Origin of the sequence: uncultured Arthrobacter sp. (assembly GCF_947493765.1) — a bacterium.
Taxonomy (GTDB): Bacteria; Actinomycetota; Actinomycetes; order Actinomycetales; family Micrococcaceae; genus Arthrobacter_D.
The window spans coordinates 314,149-337,240 of the sequence record NZ_CANLSZ010000004.1; the positions used below are offsets into that span (position 1 = coordinate 314,149).

Consider the following 23,092-nt stretch of genomic DNA (forward strand, 5'->3'; position numbering starts at 1 on the left):
CCCTACGCCTACTCGATGCGGTCGATGATGAGCTGCTGCGCCGGCCGCGAGGTCTCGGGGGCGATCACGACGGCGTCCGCGAGGGCCTCCCGCGCGCGGTCGAACTTCTCCGGGGTGTCGGTCAGCAGCGTCATGAGCGGCTCACCGGCACGGACACGGGCCCCGGGCTTCGCGTGCATCCGCACACCGGCCCCGGCCTGCACCCGGTCCTCCTTGCGGGCCCGCCCTGCGCCCAGCCGCCAGGCGGCCACACCCACGGCGAGGGCGTCGAGCTCCACGAGGACGCCGTCGGCGGGTGCCAGGATCACCTCGGACTCCCGCGCCACCGGCAGTGCCGCACGCGGGTCACCGCCCTGTGCCTCGATCATCGCGTTCCACACGTCCATGGCGCGGCCGTCTCGCAGGGCTGCCGCGGGGTCGGCGTCACGCACGCCGGCGGCGGTGAGCATCTCCTCGGCGAGGCGCACCGTGAGCTCGACGACGTCGGCCGGGCCGCCGCCGGCGAGGACCTCGACGGACTCCTCCACCTCGATGGCGTTCCCCGCGGTGAGACCGAGCGGGGTGCTCATGCCGGTCAGCAGCGCCACGGTGTTGACACCGGCGTCCTTCCCGAGGGCCACCATGGTCTCCGCGAGCTCGCGCGCCTGGTCCACGTCCTTCATGAACGCGCCGCTGCCCACCTTGACGTCGAGGACGAGCGAACCGGTCCCCTCGGCGATCTTCTTGCTCATGATCGAGGAGGCGATCAGCGGGATGGCCTCCACCGTGCCCGTGACGTCGCGCAGCGCGTAGAGCTTCTTGTCGGCCGGTGCCAGGCCGGTCCCGGCGGCGCAGATGACGGCGCCCACCTCGGCGAGCTGGCGCAGCATGTCCTCGTTGCTCAGGTGCGCCTGCCAGCCCGGGATGGACTCCAGCTTGTCCAGCGTGCCGCCCGTGTGGCCGAGGCCGCGGCCCGAGAGCTGCGGCACGGCGACGCCGAACACGGCCACGAGCGGTGCCAGCGGCAGGGTGATCTTGTCACCGACGCCACCGGTGGAGTGCTTGTCGCTCGTGGGGCGGTCCAGGGAGGAGAAGTCCATGCGCTCCCCGGAGGCGATCATGGCGGCCGTCCAGCGGGAGATCTCCGCGCGGTCCATCCCGTTGAGCAGGATCGCCATGTTCAGGGCGGCCATCTGCTCGTCCGCGATCTCGCCGCGCGTGTAGGCGTCGATGGTCCAGTCGATCTGCTCCGGCGAGAGAGTCCCGCGATCGCGCTTGGTACGGATGATGTCGACGGCGTCGAAGGCTTCAGTCATGGGAGGTCCTTGGCTTGGTGGGTCGGTTCCCCGCGGGGAGCCGGAGGTCGAAAGAATGGAAAATGGTGGCCGGTGGTGCGGCCGGTGGTGCACCCGGTGGGGCGGGCGGGGTGGTCGCCTGTGGTGCGGCAGGCGCGGCTCAGCCGAGATGCTGCGGACCGAAGGCGTCCGGGAGCACCTCGTCCATGGTGCGCACCCCGCTGACGGTCATGAGCACCATGTCCGGCGCCCTGAACTCGTACAGGAGCTGGCGGCAGCGCCCGCACGGCATGAGGGTGTTGCCCTCGCCGTCCACGCAGCTGAACGCCCTGATGCGTCCGCCGCCGCTCATCGCGAGCGCGCTGACGAGGGCGCACTCGGCGCAGAGGGTGAGCCCGTAGGAGGCGTTCTCCACGTTGCAGCCGGAGACGATCCGGCCGTCCTCGAGCAGTGCCGCCGCTCCCACGGGGAACTTCGAGTAGGGCACGTACGCGTTGGCCATCGCGTCCCGTGCGGTCGCGGCGAGGCGGTCCCAGGGGATGTCCTGCTCCGTCATTCCAGCTCCTAGCCCTTGATGTACGGGATGCCGCTGGCCCCCGGTGCCCGTGAGCGTCCCACCAGCCCGGCGACCGCGAAGACGGTCACCACGTAGGGCAGCATGCGCAGGAACTGGTCGGGCACGGGAGTACCGAGAAGGCTCAGCACGTTGGACAGATTGGTGGCGAAGCCGAAGAGCAGCGCCGCGAAGAACGCGCCGATCGGGTTCCACCGGCCGAAGATGAGCGCCGCGAGGGCGATGTAGCCCTGGCCCGCCGTCATGTCCTTGCCGAAGCCGGAGACGGCCACGAGCGTGAAGAAGGAGCCGCCCACACCCGCGACCACGCCGGCGAGGAGCACGTTCATGAAGCGCCGCCGGTTCACGTTGACGCCGAGCGTGTCGGCTGCCTTCGGGTGCTCGCCCACCGCGCGGGTGCGGAGCCCCCACCGCGAGTGGTAGAGGGCCACGTAGACCACCGCGACGGCGACGTACATGAGGTAGCCCACGACGGTCTGCTCGAAGAGGATGGGACCGATGATCGGGATGTCCGCGAGGAAGGGGATCCTGATCACCGGCAGGCGCGGCGGCGAGTTCCACCGCTGCGAATCCTCACTGAGCACGGCCGAGAAGAGGAAGCCGGTGAGCCCCGAGACCAGCACGTTCAGCACGACGCCGACGATCACCTGGTTCACCACGTACCGGATGCTGAAGACGGCCAGGACGAGCGAGACGAGCACACCCGCCGCGGCCGCGGCGACGAGTCCGACGACGGCGCTGCCCGAGAGCGAGGCCGCGACCGCGGCCGCGAACGCACCGAACAACAGCTGGCCCTCGATCGCGATGTTGACGACGCCGGAGCGCTCGCAGAGCACGCCCGAGAGCGAGCCGAAGATCAGCGGCACCGCCAGGGTCACGGAGCCCGCGAGGAGCCCGTAGAGGGCCACGTTCGGCGTGCGCGCGCTGCCCACCACCCACGTCAGGAACGCGATGAAGAAGAGGACCGCGAAGACCGCCGGCACCCAGGTGGGCGTCCTGACCCCGGCCCTGGTGCGTCCGACGGCCAGGACGGCGAGGGCGAGCATGACGAGCGTGCAGACCCACCCGATGATCGGTGCGGAGACCACGATCGCAGGGAGGACGATCGCGTCGTCCGCCTCCGAGAGCCTGAAGGTCACGCTGTTGCCCGGCGCACCGAGCGCGAAGACGACGAGGCAGAACAGGGCGACCACGGAGAGGATGATCGGGTTCTTCCAGCTGCGCACCCCAGAGGTGCCGGCGCCCGTCGCTGTGGCGGTGGTGGTTGCTGTGCTCATGCTGCTGCTCCGGTCGAGACTGGCGTGCGGGGGGTGCTGCCCCTGCCCGCGGCACCGGGTACCGGGAGGCGGAACAGCGCGCGGACGAGCGGCGGTGCCGCGATGAACAGGACGATCAGCGACTGCACCACCAGGACGATGTCGATGCTCGTCCCGGTGGAGGCCTGCATGGTGACGCCACCGGCGCGGAAGGCCCCGAACAGGATGCCCGCCGCGAAGGTTCCCCAGGGCGAGGAACGCCCGAGGAGCGCGACGGTGATCGCGTCGAAGCCGAAGCTCGCGGCGACCCCGGAGGTCAGGACCTGCTCCGTCCCGGACACCTGCGCCACGCCGGCCAGTCCCGCGAGTGCTCCCGCGATCGCCATCGCGAGGATGTAGCCCTTGCTGACGCTGATGCCCGCGGTGCGCGCCGCGCTGGGGTTGGCGCCGACGGCCCGGAGCTCGAAGCCGACCGTGGAGCGGTTCAGCAGCCACCACACGAAGACGGTGGCCACCACGGCGACCACGAAACCCCAGTGCAGGCGGAACGCCGGCCCGAGGAGCAGCGGGTAGACGGCGGTGTCGTCCAGCTGCGGACTGATCGGGTTCGTGGAGCCGGGGCGCTGGAAGGCCGGGGTGCTCAGGAAGTACAGCACGAGGTTCGTGGCGATGTAGTTGAACATGATGGTCAGGATGACCTCGTGGGCACCGGTCCGGGCCTTGAGGAGGCCTACGAGTCCTGCCCAGACGGCCCCTCCGACCATGCCCGCGAGCACGACGAGCAGCAGGTGGAGCCCGGCGGGGAGGTGCAGGGTGAAGCCCACCCAGGCGGCGAACGTGGCTCCGATGAGGATCTGGCCCTGCGCGCCGATGTTGAACAGGCCGGCCCGGAACGCCAGGGCCACACCCAGGCCCGCGCAGATCAGCGGGGTCGCCACGGTGAGGGTCTGGGTGAGGGGATAGATCACGCTCGTGAAAGTCGTGCCCCTGACATTGATGACAGACCCCTGGAACAGCGCGATGTACGCGTTGGACGCCGCCGACCAGGCGGCCCCCAGGGTATCCTGGGGGCGGGTGAAGAAGTAGGACGACGCGCGTCCGACGGCGGGATCGGTCACCGCGATCAGCAGGCCGCCGAGGATCAGGGACAGCACCACGGACAGGAAGGCGACGAGCGCGTTCCCGGTCATGATGCGCTGCAGGAGGGTCTGCTCGGAAGTAGGGGCCTCCGGTCCGGTCGTGGCGGTGGGCGCTGTCGAAGCTTCGGGACCCGGGGGCACCTGGTTCTCCTCCTGCGGGCTCACAGGTCTCCTCCTTCAATGTCGTCGGCCTGGGCGAGTGCCTCGTCGGCGGGCATGCCGGCCATCATGAGGCCGAGGACGTCGCGCGAGACCGTGCCGGGCACGATCCCCATGAAGCGTCCGCGGTAGAGCACGGCGATGCGATCGGCGAGCTCCAGGACCTCGTCGAGCTCCGTGGAGACGATGATGACGGGGGTTCCGCCGTCCCGCTCCGCGACGATGCGCCGGTGCAGGAACTCGATGGACCCCACGTCCACGCCGCGGGTGGGCTGCGAGGCGATGAACAGCTTGAGGGGGCGCGAGAGTTCCCGTGCCATGACGACCTTCTGCTGGTTGCCGCCCGAGAGCGTGCCGGCGGCGGACGACGCCGACTGCGTGCGGATGTCGAACTCCTCGATCTTCTCCTCGGCGTTCGTCCTGATCGCTGCCGGGGACATGGACAGTCCCCGGGCGAACGCGGCGTCGTCGTACCGGTTCAGCACGAGGTTCTCCGCGACCGTGAAGCTGCCCACGAGACCCTCGACGCTGCGGTCCTCGGGCACGAAGCCGACACCGGCGCGGATGATGTCCTTGACGCTGCGGCCCACGAGCTCCACACCGTCCAGGGTGATCGACCCGCTCACGTGGTCCTGCAGGCCGAGGATCGCCTCGGTGAGCTCCGTCTGCCCGTTGCCCTGGACGCCGGCGACGGCGAGGATCTCGCCTCGCGACACCTCGAAGCTGAGCCCGTCCACCACGCGCTGGCCGTTCGCTGCCTGGACCACCAGCTCATGGACGCGGAAGCTCGCCTCCCCGGGGGTGGCCGGCGCCTTGTCGAGGGTCAGGCTCACGGAGCGCCCCACCATGAGGGAGGCGAGTTCCGTGGTGGAGGCGCTGGGCTCCGCGGTCCCCACCACCTTGCCGCGACGGATCACGGTGATGACGTCGGAGACGGCCTTGACCTCGCGCAGCTTGTGGGAGATGAAGACGATCGACTTCCCGTCGGCCGTCAGCTGTCCCATGATGCCGAGGAGCTCGTCGGTCTCCCTGGGGGTCAGCACGGCCGTCGGTTCGTCCAGGATCAGCACCTCGGCGTCGCGCACCAGCGCCTTGATGATCTCGACGCGCTGCTGCACGCCCACGGGCAGATCCTCCACGACCGCGTCGGGGTCCACGTCGAACCCGTACTGGTCGGAGATCTCCCGGATGCGCTCCCGCGTCCGCGAGAGGTTCAGCAGGCCTCCGGCCTTGGTGGTCTCGTTCCCGAGGGCCACGTTCTCCGCGACGGTGAAGACCGGCACGAGCATGAAGTGCTGGTGCACCATGCCGATACCCGCCGCCATGGCGTCCGCCGGGCCCTTGAAGACCACGGGCTCGTCATCGACGCGGATCTCGCCCTCGGTCGGGTCGTACAGACCGTAGAGCACGTTCATGAGGGTGGACTTCCCCGCCCCGTTCTCCCCGAGGAGACTGTGGACCTGCCCCGGCTCCACGACGAGATCGATGTGGTCGTTGGCGACGAGCGAGCCGAAGCGCTTCGTGATGCCGATCAGTTCGAGTTTCACAACTCAGCCAGCCTGTTCTGTCGTCTGTGATGGTTCTCCGCCACTGCGCGCGCCGCAGTGCTCGCACGCGCGCACCGCGGGCGCAGAACCGCCTTCGTCCCTGCAGGACCCCGCGGGACGAAGGCGGCTCTGTGCTGTGTGCCGGGCTACTCCGGGCTGGCGTCCGAGCCGACCGTGATCTCGCCGGAGACGATCTTCTCCTGCAGGTCGTCGAGCGTCGACTGCAGGTCGTCCGGGACGTTGGCCTCCTGGTCGTGGAACGGGGCCAGTGCCACGCCGCCGTTCTCCAGGGTGCCCACGTACGGGGAGTTGTCGAACTCGCCGTCGACGTCGGTGCTGATGACGTCCTCGACGGCGTCGCCCATGAGCTTCATGACGGAGGTGAGGATGAACTCCTCCCCCTTGCCGGCCGTCTCGTAGCCGTCCGAGTCGACCCAGACCGCCTTGACGTCCTTGCCGCCGGCGTTGGCCTCGATGACGGCGTCCAGCGTACCGGAGCCCACCGGGCCGGCGACGGGCATGATGATGTCCGCGCCCTCGTTGATGAAGTTCTGGGTGTTCGTCTTGCCGGCGGCTGCGTCCTCGAAGTTGCCCACGAAGGTGCCGTTCTGGCTCTCCTTGTTCCAGCCGAGCAGCTCGACGTCGCCGCCGGTCTCCTCATTGAAGTAGGTGACGCCCTCGGCGAAGCCGTCCATGAAGATGGTCACGGTGGGGATGTTGACGCCGCCGAAGGTGGCCACCTTGCCCGTCTCGCTCGTCGCCGCGGCGGCGTAGCCCGCCAGGAAGGCCGCCTGGGCCGTGTCGTAGATGATGGGCTTGACGTTGGGCAGGTCGATCGAGTTGTCGTCGACGATCGCGAAGTTGGTCTCGGTGTTCGCCTCGGCGGTCGACTTCGTGGTGTCGGCGAGCAGGAAGCCGACCGTGACGATCAGGTCGCAGCCATCCTGCACCATCGCGTCGACGTTGGGGCCGAAGTCGGTCTGGGCCTGCGACTCCGCCTCGTTGGTCTCGATGCCGAGATCGGTCTTGGCCTTCTGCAGGCCCTCGTAGCTCGACTGGTTGAACGAGCGGTCGTCGAACCCACCCGAGTCGGAGACGATGCAGCCGAGGTAGTCGGCGTTCGCGTCGTTCGAACCAGCGGAGGAATCCTCCGCGGGCGGCGCACCGCAGCCGGACAGGACGAGGGCCGATGCGCCGAGCACGGCGGCTGACAGGCCGGTTCCGCGCGAGAACCTGCGCAGTGAGTTCTTCAAAATGCCTCCAGGAAAAAGAAGTACGCCACGGGGACGAATACCAGTGAGTGTCCATCACGGGTCGCTATTGATCCGAGGCTCTGTTTTCACTGAGAGACCGTGGCGCCGCGACAGCGTCGATGCAGCACGTATGCGATCATCCTAAGGCTATGGTGACGTGGAACACGACACGGCCACCGACGGACCCCGGATCGTTCAGGATTCGTTATGCGTCCGTCCCTCAGCGGCCGTTGCCGGCCACGGCCTGCAGCGCCGCCGCGGCCATGACGCGGATGCCGCACTCGATGGAGCGCTCGTCGGGCGCGTAGTCGCCGCGGTGCAGATCGAACGTCTCCCCGCCGGGTGTGCGCGTGCCGAGCCGCATCATGGCGCCGGGCACCTCCTGGGTCATCCAGGCGAAGTCCTCCCCGCCCATCGACTGCGGGGTCAGGACCACGGCCCGCGCACCGAGCTCGGCCCGCGCGGCGGCCTCCAGGAGGCCGGTCTCCGCCTCCTGGTTCACCACCGGCGGCACCCCCCGGATGTGCTCGAGTCTCACGTCCACGCCGAAGGGGGCCGCCACCTCCCGCACCGCCCGGTCCAGCATCTCCCCCGCGGACTCCCACGCCTCACCGTCCAGGCAGCGCAGCGTGCCGGACATGAAACCGTGGGCGGGGATCGCATTGGGCGCGGAGCCGGCATGGATCTGCCCCCACACCACCGAGACGGCACTGCGCACGTCGATCCGGCGGGACAGGATCGCCGGGACGTTGACGGCGATCGAGGCGAGCGCGAAGACCAGGTCCTCCGTCAGGTGCGGCCGCGAGGTGTGCCCCCCGCGCCCGCTCAGTTCCACGCGGATGGTGTCCGAGGCCGAGGTGATGGCACCGATCCGGGTGCCGACGAGTCCGACGTCGATCCGCGGGTCGCAGTGCAGGGCCAGGATCCGCGGCAGTCCGACCAGCACACCCTGGGAGATCACGTCGAGGGCGCCGCCGGGCATCATCTCCTCCGCGGGCTGGAAGATGATCCGCACCGTACCCGGCAGCGGGTCGGCGGCGTCGAGTTCGGCGAGCACGAGGGCGACGCCGAGCATCACGGTCGTGTGGATGTCGTGGCCGCAGGAGTGGGCGATGCCCTGGTTCTCCGAGGAGTAGGCGAGGCCGGTCTCCTCGGAAATGGGAAGGGCGTCGATGTCCGCGCGCAGCCCCAGGGCCAGCGGGCCCCGTCCGATGTCCACGAACACCCCGGTCCCCGTGAGCCGCTGCGGGGCCAGGCCAGCCCGCTCGAGTCGGGCCACGATGAGCTCCGTGGTCAGCTGCTCCCGGAAGGAGAGCTCCGGGTGGCGGTGGAACTCGCGCCGGAGTTCCGTCAGTCCGCCGAGCAGGGGTTCGAGGGCGACGCCCACGCGCGAGGTCGAGGCTCTCTGGGCGTTGTACGTTTCCACGTCCTCAGCCTACCGACACCGGGGCACGGCACCGGCGCACCCGGGACCGCGTCATGCCGCCCGGACGGGGGCGACGCAGCGCCTCCGGCCTAGAGCACGTCCGTGTCGCCGCTGGCCCGCAGGCGTTCGACGGCCTTCTTGACCTCCTGCGCGTGCTCCTTGGTCGTCACGAGCAGGGCGTCCGGGGTGTCCACGATGACGACGTCGTCAATCCCGATCAACGCGATCACGCGCTTGGTGTCGGAGACGACGATGCCGGAGGCGTTCTCGGAGAACACCCTGGCCCCCTCGCCCATCACCGTCAGTTCGCTGTTCTCCTCGGCCGGGTTGAGGCGGCCGATGGCGGCGAAGTCCCCGACGTCGTCCCAGGTGAACTCTCCGGGGATCATGGCGACGTCGCCCGCGGCTGCCGCCGGCTCGGCCACCGCGTAGTCGATCGCGATCTTCGGCAGGGTGGGCCAGACGCGGCGCGCCACCGCCACGCGCTGCGGGGTGTCCCAGGCCGCGGCGATCTCCAGCAGACCGGCGTGCAGCTCGGGCTCGTTCGCCGCGAGGTGCCGGAGCATGAGCTCCACGGGTGCCACGAACATCCCGGCGTTCCAGGAGTAGTTGCCGCTGTCGATGTACCCGTCCGCGACGGCCTGCGAGGGTTTCTCCACGAACTCGATGACCGCGCGCGCCGTGGGCGCCCCGGCGACGGACAGCGGCTCACCCGCGCGGATGTAGCCGAAGCCGGTGGACGGGTGGGTCGGCTTGATCCCGATGGTGACGATGTAACCCCGGGCCGCCGTGTGGATGGCCTCCCGCACCGCGTCCTGGAAGACCTCGACGGGGGCGATCACCTGGTCCGCCGCGAACGACCCCATGATGATGTCCGGGTCCCGCCGGTGCAGGATCGCGGCGGCGAGGCCGATGGCGGCGGCGGAGTCCTTCGGCTCGGCCTCGAGCACCAGGTCGGTGTCCCGGATCTCGGGAAGCTGGGCCAGCACGGCGCGCCGGTGCACGATCCCGGTGACCACCATGATGCGGCCCCCGCTGAGCGGCAGCAGCCGGTCGTAGGTGGCGCGGATGAGCGTGCTGCCGGAGCCGGTGAGATCGTGCAGGAACTTCGGCGCCGCCGCGCGCGAGAGCGGCCACAGGCGGGTGCCGGTACCTCCCGCGGGAATAACGCCGTGGAAGCGGTCCAGCACACTGTCGGGGTTCCGGGCAGCCGCCCTCTCTGTACTCATCAGTCCCACGGTAACCGACGCCCGCCGGAGCCGGACCCGCTGCCGGCGGGCCGGTGTCCACACCGTCGCGGCGGCATCGGGCCGGTGTCTACAACGTCACAGGTCAGGCGCACCTACATTGAACGGTAAATGTCGGCGGCCTAGATTATCGTTGTGCACAAGAGTGCTGTCGCACCGGCGTAATCATTGCGTACAACGCGCTAGCGCCCTCGCGATGCAGGGAGGTCATTTCGATGTCGAAGACACTGGTACCAGCAGGCACCCTCTACCGTGGCCGGGAAGGCCAGTGGTCCTGGGTGGCCCATCGGATCACGGGGGTCGTGATCTTCTTCTTCCTCCTCGTGCACGTCCTCGACACGTCGCTCGTGCGCGTCTCGCCCGAGGCGTACGACGCCGTGATCGCCTCCTACAAGAACCCGATCATGGGCCTGGGCGAACTCGGGCTCGTCGCGGCCATCGTGTTCCACGCCTTCAACGGGATCCGTGTCATCCTCGTGGACTTCTGGAAGAAGGGCCCGAGGTACCACCGGCAGATGCTCTGGAGCGTCGTCGGTCTGTGGGCCGTCGTCATGATCGCCTTCTCGATCCGCCATCTCATGCACGTCTTCGGAGGTTAGGACCCATGGCCACGCCAACAATCGAAAGCCCGCGCTCCGGCCGCGTCTCGCCGGGCTACTCCCGCTCATCGGCCTCCCGCGGCAACTTCGAGATGATCGCCTGGCTCTTCATGCGGCTGTCCGGGGCCCTGCTGGTGGTGCTCATCTTCACCCACCTCTGGGTCAACCTGGTCAGCGGCGACGGCATCAGTGCCATCGACTTCGGCTTCGTCGCCGGCAAGTGGGCCGACCCGCTGTGGCAGATCTGGGATCTGACCATGCTGTGGCTGGCCATGCTGCACGGCACGAACGGTATCCGCGTGATCATCAACGACTACGCCGAGAAGAACAGCACCCGGATGTGGCTCAAGGGTGTGTTGTACACCTCCACCGTCGTGATCGTGGTCCTCGGCACCCTCGTGATCTTCACCTTCGACCCGTGCCCCGTGATCGACGGTGTGGCCCACGTGGCCGACTACTGCCCCGCCACCTAGGCACCTGCTGCACCTCGGCAGATCCGCGGGGCGGACGCGACGGAGCGCCCGCCCCGCACCACCACCGGTTCCAACAGAAAGAGCGACCAGCATGCAGGTCCACAAGTACGACGTCGTCATCGTCGGCGCGGGCGGCGCGGGAATGCGCGCTGCCATCGAGTCCGGGCAACGTGCCCACACCGCCGTCCTGACGAAGCTCTACCCCACGCGCTCCCACACGGGGGCAGCGCAGGGTGGGATGTGCGCGGCCCTGGCCAATGTCGAGGAGGACAACTGGGAGTGGCACACGTTCGACACGGTCAAGGGCGGGGACTACCTCGTGGACCAGGACGCCGCCGAGGTCATGGCGAAGGAAGCCATCGAGGCCGTGCTCGATCTCGAGAAGATGGGCCTGCCCTTCAACCGGACGCCCGAGGGCCGTATCGACCAGCGCCGCTTCGGCGGTCACACGCGTGACCACGGGAAGGCGCCGGTGCGCCGCTCCTGCTACGCCGCCGACCGCACGGGGCACATGATCCTCCAGACCCTGTACCAGAACTGCGTCAAGCACAACGTCGAGTTCTACAACGAGTACTACGTGCTCGATCTCCTGATGGTGGACCAGGAGGTCACGGTGGACGGCGAGACCCGCCTCGAGAAGCGGGTGGCCGGCGTCGTGTCCTACGATCTCGCCTCGGGCGAGCTGCACGTCTTCCAGGCCAAGTCGATCGTCATCGCCTCGGGGGGCGTCGGCAAGGTCTACAAGACGACGTCGAACGCCCATACCCTGACGGGCGACGGCATGGGCATCGCCTTCCGCCGCGGCATCCCCCTCGAGGACATGGAGTTCTTCCAGTTCCACCCGACCGGCCTCGCCGGTCTGGGGATCCTGCTCTCGGAGGCCGCCCGCGGCGAGGGTGCCATCCTGCGCAACTCCGACGGTGAGCGCTTCATGGAACGCTACGCACCCACCATCAAGGATCTCGCCCCGCGCGACATCGTGGCCCGCTCCATGGCCAACGAGGTACGGGAGGGACGCGGAGCCGGACCGAACAAGGACTACGTCCTGCTCGACCTGACGCACCTCGAGCCCGCGCACATCGACGCGAAGCTGCCGGACATCACGGAGTTCGCCCGCACCTACCTCGGCGTGGAGCCGTACACCGAGCCCGTCCCGGTCTTCCCCACCGCGCACTACGCCATGGGCGGGATCCCCACGAACATCTCGGCGGAGGTGCTGGCGGACAACGACACCGTGGTCCCGGGGCTCTACGCCGCCGGCGAGGTGGCCTGCGTCTCCGTGCACGGCTCCAACCGGCTCGGGACCAATTCGCTCCTGGACATCAACGTCTTCGGCAAGCGCGCCGGCATCGCGGCGGCGCAGTACGCACTCACCGCCGACTTCGTCGAGATCCCCGAGAACCCCACGGTGGAGACGGAGGCGCTGCTCGACCGCGCCCGGAGCTCGGAGGGCGGCGAGCGGGTGGCCCTCATCCGCAAGGAGCTGCAGGACATCATGGATGCCAATGTGCAGGTGTTCCGCACCGAGGAGACACTGCTCGAGGCCCTGAGCGTCATCGACGGCCTGGAGGAGCGGTACACGCGTATCACCGTCCAGGACAAGGGCAAGCGGTTCAACCTCGACCTGCTGGAAGCGGTGGAGCTCGGCTTCCTGCTCGACATGGCGAAGGTGATGACGGCGGCCGCGCTGCATCGGAAGGAGTCCCGTGGGGGCCACTTCCGTGAGGACTTCCCGGAGCGCGACGACGAGAACTTCATGACGCACTCCATGGCCTACCGGGACCCCAGTGCCACGAGGACCAGCGGAGTCCGCCTCGAGACCAAGCCCGTGATCTTCACCCGTTACCAGCCGATGGAGCGTAAGTACTGATGAGCACAGAAACCATGGAGAAGGAGCCGGCCTCGAAGGTCGAGCTCGCGCCCGGCGTCGGAGGGGGCGGGGAGATTCCCACCTTCGACATCACCCTGAAAGTGCGCCGCTACAATCCCGAGATCTCGGACGAGGCGCACTGGGACGAGTGGAAGCTCACCATGTACGGCACGGACCGCGTGCTCGACGCCCTCCACCGCGTCAAGTGGGAGCACGACGGCTCGGTGTCCTTCCGGCGGTCCTGCGCCCACGGTGTGTGCGGTTCCGACGCCATGCGTATCAACGGGCGCAACCGTCTGGCCTGCAAGACGCTGCTGAAGGACCTCGACACGTCCAAGCCCATCCTGGTGGAACCCATCAAGGGCCTGCCGGTCGAGAAGGACCTCATCGTGGACATGGAGCCGTTCTTCCAGTCCTATCGCGAGATCATGCCCTTCCTCATCAGCAAGGGGCACTCCCCCACCAAGGAGCGTTTGCAATCCTCCGAGGAACGCGAGCGGTACGACGACACCACCAAGTGCATCCTGTGCGCGGCGTGCACGTCCTCCTGCCCCGTCTTCTGGACCGATGGCCAGTACTTCGGGCCGGCCGCCATCGTCAACGCGCACCGTTTCATCTTCGACTCGCGTGACGACGCCGGGGACATGCGCCTGGAGATCCTCAACGACAAGGAGGGTGTCTGGCGCTGCCGGACCACCTTCAACTGCACCGAGGCATGTCCCCGCGGCATCCAGGTGACCAAGGCGATCTCGGAGGTCAAGCAGGCCATCCTGACCCGGAGGGTCTGATCAACCACCCCTGAGGTGGCGGCGACTCCGCTGCCTCAGGGTGCCCGCCTTCGCGTGGTGCTCGCGCTCGGCCGCTCCCCGGGCATCGGCCGCGGCGATCGCGCACCACGCCGTCGCCAGCAGGTACACCTGGCTGAGGAGGAAGAACCAGACGAAGAGCGCGAGGATCACGGCGAAGGAGAACAGCAGCGGATTGTTGCCCACGCTCCCGAGAATCTGCGCCGAGAACGTCCTCAGCACCGTGCTGCCGAGGCCCGCGAGGACGGCCCCCCGGCGGAGGACCGCCGTGGGCATCTCGATCGCGGAGGCGGACCGGAGCAGGATCGCGGCCATGAGGGTGTCCAGCAGGATCATCAGCACGAAGCCCGCTCCCTGCGTGAGGAGCTGGGTCACCGCGCTGAGCTGGAGGAGCAAGAGCAGTGCGTCGAGGGTGTTGTTGGCGATGACGCCGAGAGCTGTGGTCACGAGCATCACGGCACCGAGCAGGGCCAGGGTGCCGAGGTCCCTAAGCCGGAGCAGGAGCGGGTTCATGGCCACGGGGCGCAGGGCGAAGAGGCCCCGCATGGCCTGCCGCATCCCCGCGATCCAGCCGAGCGAGGTCACCAGCATCACGATGGTGAAGACCACGATCGCCCACCCGAGCCCGCTCGTCGCGTCGAACAGGGCCTGCGGCTCCAGCAGCCCGCCGGCACCCTGCCCGCGATCGATCAGCCCCGGGACGGACTGGTCGAGGGCGTCGACGGAGATGGTGCGCAGCGCCTCGTTGCCCGCGATGACTATGCCGACCGTCGCGAAGCCCACCACGAGGAGCGCGGCGATGGCGAAGAAGAGCCTGTAGGCGAGCCCGGCGGCCATCAGCGGGCCGCGCCGCTCCACGTACAGGAGCAGGACGCGCACCGGCTCGGCCGTGGAGATGCGGAACAGGACCACGTTCAGCCGCGCGAGGAGCAGTTCCGTGCCGCCGGTACCCGAGCGGCTGAGGCGGCCGACCCTGATCCGGGCATCGATTACCCTGCGCCGGAGAGCGGGCAGATCCGTCGGGGAGGGCTGGTCAACCGGGGGCGGTTTGGGAACGGTCAGGGTCCTCGCCAAAGGTCAGCTCCTCCCTCAGCGTCCAGAGCCCGGTAGGGACGTGCTCGTAGAGCCCCATGGTGCGTACCTCGAAGGACGACTCGAAGCCGGCCAGTGTCCGCATCGCCTCGTCCATGGCGGCATCCGAGACATCGTGAGCCACCGTGACGTGCGGATGGAAGTCGAACGCGAGGTCGCGCTCGAGCGGACCGGTCTGCAGCCTGGCATGCAGACCGACGCACTCGTCGAAGCCCGCGACGAGCCGGAGGAACACCACCGGCGAGACGGGCCGGAAGGAGCCCGTACCGAGCAGGCGCACCAGGAAGGGCTCCTGCCGCCGGGCGACGTCGCGGACGTGCCGGATCGTGGCGTCCCAGTCGGAGGCGGGCGTGGTGGTGATGAGGGTGATGTGGGGTGGGACGAGTGCGGCCATCGGGTCGCCGAAGGAGGCCCGCAGCGCCTCGAGGGTCCCCGCGAGTGGCTCCGGGACCGGGATCGTGATGCCCACGCAGCTCTCGCCGAAGCGTGACCGCGACACGGCTGTCCCCTCTGCTCGGCTCCGCGGGCTCACCTCGCCCATCGGTCAGGGGACGACCGTGGCGGGCAGGAAACCGACGCGGGCGTAGACCTCCGCGAGCGTCGGAGCGGCCATGCTCCGGGCCTTGGCCGCTCCCTTGGCGAGCAGGCGGTCGAGTTCGGCGGGATCCGCCAGGAGTTCCTCCGCCCGACGGCGGACCGGGGCCAGCGCCTCGACGACCACCTCGGCGAGATCCACCTTCAGGTGCCCGTACATCCGGCCCGCGTAGTCGGCCTCCAGCTCGGTGACGCTCCGGCCCGAGAGGACCGAGTACACGGTGAGCAGATTCGAGATCCCCGGCTTGCCCTCGCGGTCGAAGCGGATCTCGGTCCCCGTGTCGGTGACCGCGGACCTGATGCGCTTGGTGATAACGGTCGGGTCGTCGAGGAGATTCACGAGACCACCGCTCGACGAGGCCGACTTCGACATCTTCGCGGTGGGGTTCTGCAGATCGTAGATCTTCGCGGACTCCTTCCGGATGAAGGGGTGCGGGAGCACGAAGGTCTCCCCGAACCGGGCGTTGAAGCGCTGGGCGAGATCGCGGCTCAGCTCCACGTGCTGCCGCTGGTCCTCCCCCACGGGGACGCCGTCCGGCTGGTAGAGCAGGATGTCCGCCGCCTGCAGCACCGGGTAGGTGAACAGTCCCACGCTCGCGGAGTCGGTGCCCTGCTTCGAGGCCTTGTCCTTGAACTGCGTCATCCGCGATGCCTCACCGAAGCCGGTCAGGCAGTTCAGCACCCAGGCGAGCTGGGCGTGTTCGGGCACATGCGACTGCACGAAGAGGGTGGCCCGGTCCGGGTCCACCCCGCCGGCGATGTACTGCGCCGCCGTGGTCCGGGTGCGCCGGGCGAGCTCCGCCGGGTCCTGCGGAACGGTGATCGCATGCAGATCGGGGATGAAGAAGACGGCGTCGTACTCCTCCTGCAGCTGCACCCACTGCACGAGGGCGCCGATGTAGTTGCCCAGGTGCAGGGATCCCGCGGAGGGCTGCATCCCCGAGAGGACGCGCTGCCGGCGTCGGGGTGCGGTGGCCTGTTCGGTGTCGGTCATGGGTGTGGTCCTGGTGCTAGATCCGGTAGTCGACGACGAGGGGCGCATGGTCCGAGAACCTCGTGTCCCAGCTCGGCGCCCTGTCGACGTCGGCACTGACGGCGCGCGTGGCGAGGTCCTGCGTGGCGAGCTGGTAGTCGATACGCCACCCGGTGTCGTTGTCGAACGCCTGGCCGCGCCAGGACCACCAGGTGTAGGGGCCGTCGACGTCGCCGGCCAGTGAGCGGGCCACGTCCACGAAGCCGGACCCGTCCGAGAGGAACCGGTCGAAGTAGGCACGTTCCTCGGGGAGGAACCCGGCCTTCTTCACGTTGCCCTTCCAGTTCCTGATGTCGCGCTGCGTGTGGCCCACATTGAGGTCGCCGAGGACCACGGCGTGCCCCGCGCCGTCCCGAAGCCCGGCGAGGCGCTCCCCCATGGCGTCGAGGAAGCGGTACTTGTCATCCTGCTTCTGGGTGCCCACCTCGCCGGAATGGACGTATGCACTGACCACCGTGAGGGCGGCACCCCTGATCTCGAGGTCCATCTCGACCCAGCGGCCCGCGGTGTCGAAGTAGCTGTCGCCGATGCCGGTCCGCACCGCCACCGGCTCCTGGCGCGACGCGATCAGCACCCCGGCACGGCCCTTGGCCTCCGCCTCGGCGTGCTGGATGTGCCAGTGCTCCCCCAGCAGGCTCCGGACCACGGCATCGGGGGCGCGCACCTCCTGGAGGCACAGGATGTCCACGCCGCGCCCGTCCAGCCACTGCTGCATGCCCCGCTTGTAGGCCGCGCGGATCCCGTTGACGTTCACCGAGGCGATGCGCACGGTTTCTTCTGGACTCGATGCCGGATTCACCCGCTCAACCCTACCCGCGAGTGTGCGCCGTCGTCCCTGCGGCACTCCCGGTCAGTCGACAACAGTGCCCTCCACGGGTCCTTCGCCGGAATCCTTCATCATGGAGCGTGCGTTGTGGGAGGTGATCTCGATCGTCTCGAGCGCCCGCTCCACCATCTCCTGGTCCTTCCCGAGGTACTCCCGCACCACATCCACCTGCACCTGCACGATCTTGAAGCTGTGCTCGAGCTTCAGCTCCCTGGACCTGTCCACCGCGACAGGGGACCCGCTGCCCTGCCCGCCCGCGCCCGCATCGGCGTGACCCCGCAGACGCGCGGCCGCCTTGCGGGCCGCGGAGCGGAGGCTGAACACCACGAAACTGAACACGAGGAGCCAGCCGAGCGAGATGATCACCACCAGCCAGCCGACCACGTCGTTCTGGTTCGCCGCGAAGACCACGGCCACGAGGAAGACGACCAGCATGATCGCCACCCCCGTACTGCCCATGCGCATGCTCGGACCCCGACCCGCAGGCCGCCCATTGCTCCCTAATGACTGCATCCGGCCATTGTCCCGCATCCTGTCCGGGTGTCCCACGTGCTTCCACCGCGGGCGAACTGCCAGGTAATTCCAACTTTCTCTCCAGCTTCCCAATCCGTGACGGGACTCACCCCGAACTACTCCCGTGCGTGCCCCACGGTGCGCAGCATTCGCACTATGGAGGACATCATCATGAACAAGAAAATGCGTTTCCTCGCGGTACCGGCCCTCGCCCTCGGCGCAGTCGCCATGGCCAGCTCGCCCGCCCTCGCGGCCGACGGCTCCTACTCCTCGACCCTGGGCCAGCTCAACGGCACCACCGGCACCGGCACCGTCACCGTCGATGTGACCGGTGATCAGGCGAAGGTCAACCTGCAGGTCTCCGGCCTGGCCGAGACCTTCATGGACGGACCGTACCCCCACGTGCAGCACGTCCACGGTGAGGCCATGGGCACCTGCCCCACACCCGCCGATGACGCCGACGGCAACGGCATCGTCAGCACCACCGAGGCTGCTGATCGCTACGGCAACATCCTCACCACGCTGACCACCTCCGGTGACACGTCGCCGGCCGCAGCCCTGAACCTCGAGCTGGGTGGACAAGGTGGTTCGTACACCATCGAGCGCACCATCACCATCAGTGATGCCCAGCAGAAGTCGCTCGAGGCCGGCACCTCGGTCGTCGTCGTGCACGGCCTGGATCCGGCAACCGCCGGCGTCTCCGAGGAGGTCTTCAGCTCGCCCAGCGACCTGGATCCCGAGCTTCCCCTCGGCGCCACCTCGCCCGCACTGTGTGGCACGCTCGTGAAGGGCCAGATGGCCGCCATGCCCGAGGGTGGCGCCGACACCGGTGTCGCCACCGAGAACTCCTCCACGGGCATGATCGCCCTCGGTGGCGGTCTCGTGCTGGCCGCAGCAGCAGGCGGAACCTTCATGGTCCGTCGTCGCGCGGCGCACAACGCATAATCCTGATCCCTGTGATCAGTAGGAAAACCGGCCGTCGCTGGGGCTTCACGGCCCCGGCGGTGGCCGCCCTCTTTCTCCTCGCCGGCTGTGGATCCGCCGCCGAGCCGGGCACCGCCGCGCAGCCGACCTCCGCCGCGTCGTCGTCGGCCGCGGGCACCTCCCCGTCGGCGCCCGCGACGCCGGTACCCACCGCGTCCTCCCCAGCGACGCCGGTACCCACCGCGTCCTCTCCGGCGACGCCGACCGCTGCGCCGTCCCTGCCGCCCGTGCTGCCCGCCTCGGTCCCGACCACGCTCGACATCCCGTCCATCGGCGCACGCTCCGAGCTGCTGAGCCTCGGACTTCGCGAGAACAAGAGTCTCGAGGTCCCGCCGGGCGAGCCCGGATCCCCCGCGAGCTGGTACAACCAGTCGCCCACACCGGGGGAACGCGGCCCCGCCGTGATGCTGGGCCACGTCAACGCGACGGACGGAGGCGCCGGTGTGTTCGCCCGCCTGCGTGAGCTGAAGACCGGGGACGTCATCAACGTGGTCCGCGAGGACGGCACGACGGCGGTCTTCGAGTTCCAGCGCGGCGAGCAGTACATGAAGGACGAGTTCCCCACGCTCACGGTCTACGGGAACACGGCGGGCTCGGAACTGCGCCTCATCACCTGTGACGGCTACAACCCCGACACCGGTGAGTTCGACGACAACTACGTGGTCTACGCGACCCTCAGGACCTGACGCCGCGTTCCTGCCTCGGTGCCCTACTTCAGGAGGTGCCCTGGTTCAGGAGGTCCCTACTTCAGGGGGTGCCCTACTTCAGGAACAGCTTCCGCAGGCGCAGCGTGGTCAGCAACATCCCGACGGCGATCATGACGAGGAAGTAGCCGAGGTGGACCAGCGTGGCAGGGCCGAACGACGCCACGCTGATCTGCCGGAGCAGTTCCACGCCGTGCCAGAGGGGTAACGCCTGGATGAACCACTGGACGGCTTGCGGGTAGACGCTCAGCGGGTAGAAGGTCGCCGAGAACAGGAACATCGGCAGCATCACGAAATTGACCCACTCCATCTGCTGGAACGTCCTCATGAAGCTCGTGATCGCCATGCCGAAGGATGCGAACCCGAAGGCGACGACCACCGACGCCGGGATCATGAGCAGCGCCACCGGCGTGGTGAGCAGACCCATCAGTGCCATCACGGTGGTGAACCCGGTGGCGTACAGGGCGCCGCGGAGCAGCGCCAGGAAGATCTCACCGATCGCCACGTCGAGGGGCCCGAGCGAGGTGTACAGCATGCCCTGGTACAGCTTGGCGAAGTTCATCTTGAAGAAGACGTTCCACGTGCTGTCGTAGACCGCACCGTTCATCGCGGACACCGCGAGCAGAGCCGGTGCGATGTAGGCGGCGTAGCTGATGGGGCGCCCGTCGGGTCCGTCCAGCTCGCCGACGAGCGCGCCGAGTCCGATCCCCATGGACAGGAGATAGAGCACCGGCTCGAAGAAACCCGACACCAGGACCAGCCCGTTGCTGCTCCTGGTCGCCAGCAGCCCCCGGGCGATGACCGCCTTCGCGTTGCGGGAGTACAGTGCGGCCAATGGTCGCGTGGAGCCTTCCAGCCGCAGGTCCGGCCCCGGGAATCCCGCCGTCACCGACCCAGCCTCCGCGCGAAGACCGTCCGGGCCAGGTGCAGGCCGACGACGGCGAGGACCACGAGGACGAGGCCGTGGACGAGCGCCAGCCAGCCCGGAAGCTCGTACCCGTAGGTCAGGGCCCGGCCCAGTTCCGTCCCGTGCCACAGGGGCGAGATCCAGCCGATCCAGCGCAGGAACAGGGGCAGGGTCTCCAGCGGGAAGAATGTGCCGGAGAACAGGAACAGCGGCGTGACGACGAAGCGCATGACGAGCGGGAACTGCCCCCGGTCGTCCTCCACCCCTGCCGCGTAGGCCAGCAGCGGCAGACCGAAAGCGAGCCCCGTGAGGACCGCCACCGGGACTACCAGCACCCCGGCGGGCGAGGGCGAGGCACCGAAGGCCGCGATGATCACGAAATAGATGGCGGTGCTCGCCAGGAGCCGGAGCGTGATCGCCAGGACGTGGCCGTTGACGATCTGGTCCGTCCCCAGGGGTGAGGCATGGGGTCCGTAGTAGACCCTGCGCCACTTGAAGCCGTCCATCACCGGGTAGGTGAACTCGGTGGCCGCCGTCATGATGGCCGCCGACGCCAGCAGCGCAGGTGCGATGAAGGCGAGATAGCCGACCCCGCCGAAGGCTGCGGCGGAGTTCCGGTCCACGAGCGTCGCCAGCCCCACGCCCAGGGCGACGAGGTACACCACCGGTGTGCCCACGCTGGAGGCGAGCAGCGTCCAGCGGTAGCTCCTCATGGACCGCAGCACGTGCTCGGCGTAGTACCAGGTGCCGAACCGGCGTGCCCGGGACGCCGAGACCTCCGGTGCGTGGGAGTGGAGACGGTAGGGCCGGTGTGCCGGGTGGTCGTCCGGCACGGTGGTCCGCGGCTCAGTCAACGAGGCTCCTCCCGGTCAGGCGCAGGAAGACGTCCTCGAGCGAGGACCGCCGCACCAGGGACGTGAGGGGCTTCAGGCCTCGCGCGCTGACCTCCTCCAGCGCCGCCTCGCCGTCGCGCGCGTAGATGAGCACGCGGTCCGGCAGCGGCTCGAGGCGGTCGCCGATGCCCTGCAGCTCCGCGGCCACGGTGGTGTTCCGTTCCGAGCCGAAGCGCAGTTCGAGGACCTCCCGCGTGGAGTGGTCGCGGATGAGCTGGGCGGGTGAGCCCTCCGCCATGATCTGCCCCTTGTCGACGACGACGAGGCGGTCGCAGAGCTGCTCGGCCTCGTCCATGTAGTGCGTGGTCAGGATGAGCGTGACGCCGGCTTCCTTCAGCCGGAACAGCCGGTCCCACAGGATGTGCCGGGCCTGCGGGTCCAGGCCGGTGGTGGGTTCGTCGAGGAGGAGGATCCGGGGCTCGTTGATGAGCGAGCGCGCGATGGTCAGACGCCGTTTCATGCCGCCGGAGAGCGCGTCGACCTTCGCCGAGGCCTTGTCCGTGAGCTGGGCGAACTCGAGGAGTTCGTCGGCCTTGGGCCCGAGATAGCTCAGGGGGAGGCCGAAGTAGCGCCCGTACACGATCAGATTGTCACGGACCCGAAGTTCCTCGTCGAGATTGTCCTGCTGCGGGACCACGCCGAGGTGCGCCCGGACCTCGGGCCCGTGCTCCTCGGGATCGAGCCCCATGATCGTCAGGTGCCCGGAGGTCCGCTGGGACACGCCGCCGATCATGCGCATGGTGGTCGACTTGCCGGCCCCGTTAGGACCCAGCAGCCCGAAGGCCTCACCGGCGGGGACGTCGAAGGAGATCCCGTCGACGGCCCTGAACTCGCCGTAGTGCTTGCTGAGACGCTGGGCGGAGATCACCGGCGGGCCGGGAGAATGTGGGTGCACCTGCCCAGCGTAGGTGAGATCGGGCTCGGAGCGAGGCAGGGCGCGGAGACCGTCAGCTGCTGCCTGCCAGGCGTTCCGCGGCAGCGACCACATTGGCCAGCAGCATGGCGCGGGTCATCGGACCCACTCCCCCCGGATTGGGCGCCAGCCATCCCGCCACGTCCGCGGCAGCGGGCTCGACGTCGCCCGTCAGCACCGCCCTGCCCGTGTCCGGGTCCTCGACGCGGCTCACGCCGACGTCGAGGACGATCGCGCCAGGCTTGAGCTGCTCCGCGCGGATCATGTGGGCATTTCCCGCGGCACCGACCACCACGTCGGCCCGAGCGAGATGCGCCGCGAGATCAGCGGTCCCCGTGTGAGCCAGTGTCACTGTCGCGTTGATCTGCTTCCGTGTCAGCAGCAGGCCCAGCGAGCGGCCCACCGTCACGCCCCTGCCCACCACGAGCACGTCGAGGCCCCGGAGGGACACGCCGTGGCGCTCGAGGAGCTCGACGATGCCGTGCGGCGTGCAGGGCAGCGGCGACACCATCTCCCGGTCCACGTTGAGTACCAGTCTGCCCAGATTGGTGGGATGCAGTCCGTCGGCATCCTTGGCCGGATCGATGCGCTCGAGGATCGCGTCGGTGTCGAGATGTGCGGGCAACGGGAGCTGGACGATGTAGCCCGTGGTGACGTCGTCGGCATTCAACTCGTCGAGGACGGACTCGAGGTCCTCCTGCGTGATGTCCGCGGGCAGATCGCGCCGGACCGAGGTGATACCCACCTCCGCGCAGTCGCGGTGCTTGCCCGCCACGTAGGAGCGGCTGCCCGGGTCGTCGCCCACCAGCACGGTGCCGAGCCCGGGGGTAATCCCCTGCTCCCGCAACGCCGCCACACGTCCGGTCAGCTCCGCCCTCAGCTGCGCGGCGGTTGCTTTCCCGTCAAGGATGCGGGCTGGGCTCATGCGGATCGACCTCGTTCGGTTGCTCGGGTGATGGGTGCTGCGGTTCCGTTCCGCACCACCGACAGGGCGATTGCGCCCCGGCCGG

General features: G+C 68.9%; 23 protein-coding genes. 6 read left to right on the forward strand and 17 right to left on the reverse strand.

Annotated features, from left to right (window positions below; all coding sequences use genetic code 11):
* Positions 1 to 8: 8 nt before the first annotated feature.
* From Q0747_RS08600 to Q0747_RS08635, 8 genes are all read right to left on the reverse strand, one after another.
* Complete coding sequence (locus tag Q0747_RS08600; RefSeq protein ID WP_298253580.1) at positions 9 to 1,295, reverse strand: thymidine phosphorylase; 1,287 nt, start codon at positions 1,293 to 1,295, stop codon at positions 9 to 11.
* Between the two features lie 139 nt (positions 1,296 to 1,434).
* Entirely contained in the window at positions 1,435 to 1,830 is a 396-nt protein-coding gene (locus Q0747_RS08605) for a cytidine deaminase (RefSeq protein ID WP_298253582.1), read from the reverse strand.
* A gap of 8 nt (positions 1,831 to 1,838) precedes the next feature.
* Entirely contained in the window at positions 1,839 to 3,125 is a 1,287-nt protein-coding gene (locus Q0747_RS08610; RefSeq protein WP_298253584.1) for an ABC transporter permease, read from the reverse strand.
* Entirely contained in the window at positions 3,122 to 4,294 is a 1,173-nt protein-coding gene (locus Q0747_RS08615) for an ABC transporter permease (protein WP_298253774.1), read from the reverse strand. The genes Q0747_RS08610 and Q0747_RS08615 overlap by 4 nt, the downstream gene beginning before the upstream one ends.
* Before the next feature lie 110 nt (positions 4,295 to 4,404).
* Positions 4,405 to 5,949: an ABC transporter ATP-binding protein gene (locus Q0747_RS08620; protein WP_298253586.1), complete on the reverse strand. Its 1,545-nt coding sequence runs from the start codon at positions 5,947 to 5,949 to the stop codon at positions 4,405 to 4,407.
* Between the two features lie 146 nt (positions 5,950 to 6,095).
* Complete coding sequence (locus Q0747_RS08625) at positions 6,096 to 7,202, reverse strand: BMP family protein (protein WP_298253588.1); 1,107 nt, start codon at positions 7,200 to 7,202, stop codon at positions 6,096 to 6,098.
* 220 nt (positions 7,203 to 7,422) lie between these two features.
* Positions 7,423 to 8,628 (reverse strand): amidohydrolase, encoded by a 1,206-nt coding sequence (locus Q0747_RS08630; RefSeq protein ID WP_298253590.1) that lies wholly within the window; start codon positions 8,626 to 8,628, stop codon positions 7,423 to 7,425.
* An 89-nt stretch (positions 8,629 to 8,717) separates the two neighbouring features.
* Positions 8,718 to 9,857, reverse strand: a complete 1,140-nt coding sequence (locus tag Q0747_RS08635) for a mannose-1-phosphate guanylyltransferase (protein WP_298253592.1) — start codon at positions 9,855 to 9,857, stop codon at positions 8,718 to 8,720.
* Positions 9,858 to 10,090: 233 nt separating this feature from the next.
* On the opposite strand from Q0747_RS08635, the gene sdhC reads away from it, so the two are divergent.
* The 4 genes from sdhC (at position 10,091) to Q0747_RS08655 (ending at position 13,605) form a co-directional block, all read left to right on the forward strand.
* On the forward strand, positions 10,091 to 10,474 hold the full coding sequence (sdhC, locus tag Q0747_RS08640) for a succinate dehydrogenase, cytochrome b556 subunit (RefSeq protein WP_136453117.1): 384 nt from the start codon (positions 10,091 to 10,093) through the stop codon (positions 10,472 to 10,474).
* Between the two features lie 5 nt (positions 10,475 to 10,479).
* Entirely contained in the window at positions 10,480 to 10,947 is a 468-nt protein-coding gene (locus Q0747_RS08645) for a succinate dehydrogenase hydrophobic membrane anchor subunit (protein WP_298253596.1), read from the forward strand.
* A 91-nt stretch (positions 10,948 to 11,038) separates the two neighbouring features.
* Positions 11,039 to 12,817 carry a succinate dehydrogenase flavoprotein subunit gene (gene sdhA / locus Q0747_RS08650; RefSeq protein ID WP_298253598.1) on the forward strand — a complete coding sequence of 593 codons (1,779 nt, stop codon included), beginning with the start codon at positions 11,039 to 11,041 and terminating at the stop codon, positions 12,815 to 12,817.
* The gene (locus tag Q0747_RS08655; protein WP_298253600.1) at positions 12,817 to 13,605 is read left to right on the forward strand and encodes a succinate dehydrogenase iron-sulfur subunit; all 789 of its coding nucleotides are present in this window, start codon (positions 12,817 to 12,819) and stop codon (positions 13,603 to 13,605) included. Before sdhA ends, Q0747_RS08655 begins: the two co-directional genes overlap by 1 nt.
* On the opposite strand, the gene Q0747_RS08660 is transcribed toward Q0747_RS08655, so the two are convergent.
* The 5 genes from Q0747_RS08660 to Q0747_RS08680 are packed head-to-tail and all read right to left on the reverse strand — an operon-like array spanning position 13,606 to position 17,681.
* Positions 13,606 to 14,697 carry a YihY/virulence factor BrkB family protein gene (locus tag Q0747_RS08660; RefSeq protein WP_298253602.1) on the reverse strand — a complete coding sequence of 364 codons (1,092 nt, stop codon included), beginning with the start codon at positions 14,695 to 14,697 and terminating at the stop codon, positions 13,606 to 13,608.
* Positions 14,657 to 15,214, reverse strand: coding sequence for a 2'-5' RNA ligase family protein (locus Q0747_RS08665; RefSeq protein ID WP_298253604.1), 558 nt, complete (start codon positions 15,212 to 15,214; stop codon positions 14,657 to 14,659). The genes Q0747_RS08660 and Q0747_RS08665 overlap by 41 nt, the downstream gene beginning before the upstream one ends.
* A 45-nt stretch (positions 15,215 to 15,259) precedes the next feature.
* Positions 15,260 to 16,303 (reverse strand): tryptophan--tRNA ligase, encoded by a 1,044-nt coding sequence (trpS, locus tag Q0747_RS08670; RefSeq protein ID WP_298253606.1) that lies wholly within the window; start codon positions 16,301 to 16,303, stop codon positions 15,260 to 15,262.
* Positions 16,304 to 16,319: 16 nt separating this feature from the next.
* Positions 16,320 to 17,141: an exodeoxyribonuclease III gene (locus Q0747_RS08675; RefSeq protein WP_298253608.1), complete on the reverse strand. Its 822-nt coding sequence runs from the start codon at positions 17,139 to 17,141 to the stop codon at positions 16,320 to 16,322.
* A gap of 51 nt (positions 17,142 to 17,192) precedes the next feature.
* Positions 17,193 to 17,681: a hypothetical protein gene (locus Q0747_RS08680; RefSeq protein ID WP_298253610.1), complete on the reverse strand. Its 489-nt coding sequence runs from the start codon at positions 17,679 to 17,681 to the stop codon at positions 17,193 to 17,195.
* Positions 17,682 to 17,852: 171 nt separating this feature from the next.
* Here Q0747_RS08680 and Q0747_RS08685 point away from each other — a divergent pair, with 171 nt between their 5' ends.
* Positions 17,853 to 18,626 (forward strand): hypothetical protein, encoded by a 774-nt coding sequence (locus Q0747_RS08685; protein ID WP_298253612.1) that lies wholly within the window; start codon positions 17,853 to 17,855, stop codon positions 18,624 to 18,626.
* Positions 18,627 to 18,637: 11 nt separating this feature from the next.
* A complete protein-coding gene (locus Q0747_RS08690; protein WP_298253614.1) occupies positions 18,638 to 19,351 on the forward strand; it encodes a class F sortase in 714 nt (237 codons plus the stop codon).
* Between the two features lie 73 nt (positions 19,352 to 19,424).
* Here the strand turns inward: Q0747_RS08690 and Q0747_RS08695 are convergent, their stop codons facing one another.
* Genes Q0747_RS08695 through Q0747_RS08710 form a run of 4 tightly spaced genes read right to left on the reverse strand, consistent with a single transcriptional unit; the run spans position 19,425 to position 23,007 of the window.
* Positions 19,425 to 20,231, reverse strand: coding sequence for an ABC transporter permease (locus Q0747_RS08695; protein WP_298253776.1), 807 nt, complete (start codon positions 20,229 to 20,231; stop codon positions 19,425 to 19,427).
* A gap of 23 nt (positions 20,232 to 20,254) precedes the next feature.
* Positions 20,255 to 21,130, reverse strand: a complete 876-nt coding sequence (locus Q0747_RS08700) for an ABC transporter permease (protein ID WP_298253616.1) — start codon at positions 21,128 to 21,130, stop codon at positions 20,255 to 20,257.
* Positions 21,123 to 22,064, reverse strand: coding sequence for an ABC transporter ATP-binding protein (locus Q0747_RS08705; RefSeq protein ID WP_298253618.1), 942 nt, complete (start codon positions 22,062 to 22,064; stop codon positions 21,123 to 21,125). Before Q0747_RS08705 ends, Q0747_RS08700 begins: the two co-directional genes overlap by 8 nt.
* Before the next feature lie 52 nt (positions 22,065 to 22,116).
* Positions 22,117 to 23,007 (reverse strand): bifunctional methylenetetrahydrofolate dehydrogenase/methenyltetrahydrofolate cyclohydrolase, encoded by an 891-nt coding sequence (locus tag Q0747_RS08710; protein WP_298253619.1) that lies wholly within the window; start codon positions 23,005 to 23,007, stop codon positions 22,117 to 22,119.
* Positions 23,008 to 23,092 lie beyond the last annotated feature (85 nt).

Bases quoted from the DNA above. Each gene is read 5' to 3' on its own strand.
- Q0747_RS08710 (WP_298253619.1), bottom strand. From the start codon at position 23,007: ATGAGCCCAGCCCGCATCCTTGACGGGAAAGCAACCGCCGCGCAGCTG.
- trpS (WP_298253606.1), bottom strand. From the start codon at position 16,303: ATGACCGACACCGAACAGGCCACCGCACCCCGACGCCGGCAGCGCGTC.
- Q0747_RS08605 (WP_298253582.1), bottom strand. From the start codon at position 1,830: ATGACGGAGCAGGACATCCCCTGGGACCGCCTCGCCGCGACCGCACGG.
- sdhC (WP_136453117.1), top strand. From the start codon at position 10,091: ATGTCGAAGACACTGGTACCAGCAGGCACCCTCTACCGTGGCCGGGAA.
- Q0747_RS08600 (WP_298253580.1), bottom strand. From the start codon at position 1,295: ATGACTGAAGCCTTCGACGCCGTCGACATCATCCGTACCAAGCGCGAT.
- Q0747_RS08615 (WP_298253774.1), bottom strand. From the start codon at position 4,294: ATGACCGGGAACGCGCTCGTCGCCTTCCTGTCCGTGGTGCTGTCCCTG.
- Q0747_RS08610 (WP_298253584.1), bottom strand. From the start codon at position 3,125: ATGAGCACAGCAACCACCACCGCCACAGCGACGGGCGCCGGCACCTCT.
- Q0747_RS08685 (WP_298253612.1), top strand. From the start codon at position 17,853: ATGAACAAGAAAATGCGTTTCCTCGCGGTACCGGCCCTCGCCCTCGGC.
- Q0747_RS08645 (WP_298253596.1), top strand. From the start codon at position 10,480: ATGGCCACGCCAACAATCGAAAGCCCGCGCTCCGGCCGCGTCTCGCCG.
- Q0747_RS08655 (WP_298253600.1), top strand. From the start codon at position 12,817: ATGAGCACAGAAACCATGGAGAAGGAGCCGGCCTCGAAGGTCGAGCTC.
- Q0747_RS08635 (WP_298253592.1), bottom strand. From the start codon at position 9,857: ATGAGTACAGAGAGGGCGGCTGCCCGGAACCCCGACAGTGTGCTGGAC.
- sdhA (WP_298253598.1), top strand. From the start codon at position 11,039: ATGCAGGTCCACAAGTACGACGTCGTCATCGTCGGCGCGGGCGGCGCG.
- Q0747_RS08680 (WP_298253610.1), bottom strand. From the start codon at position 17,681: ATGCAGTCATTAGGGAGCAATGGGCGGCCTGCGGGTCGGGGTCCGAGC.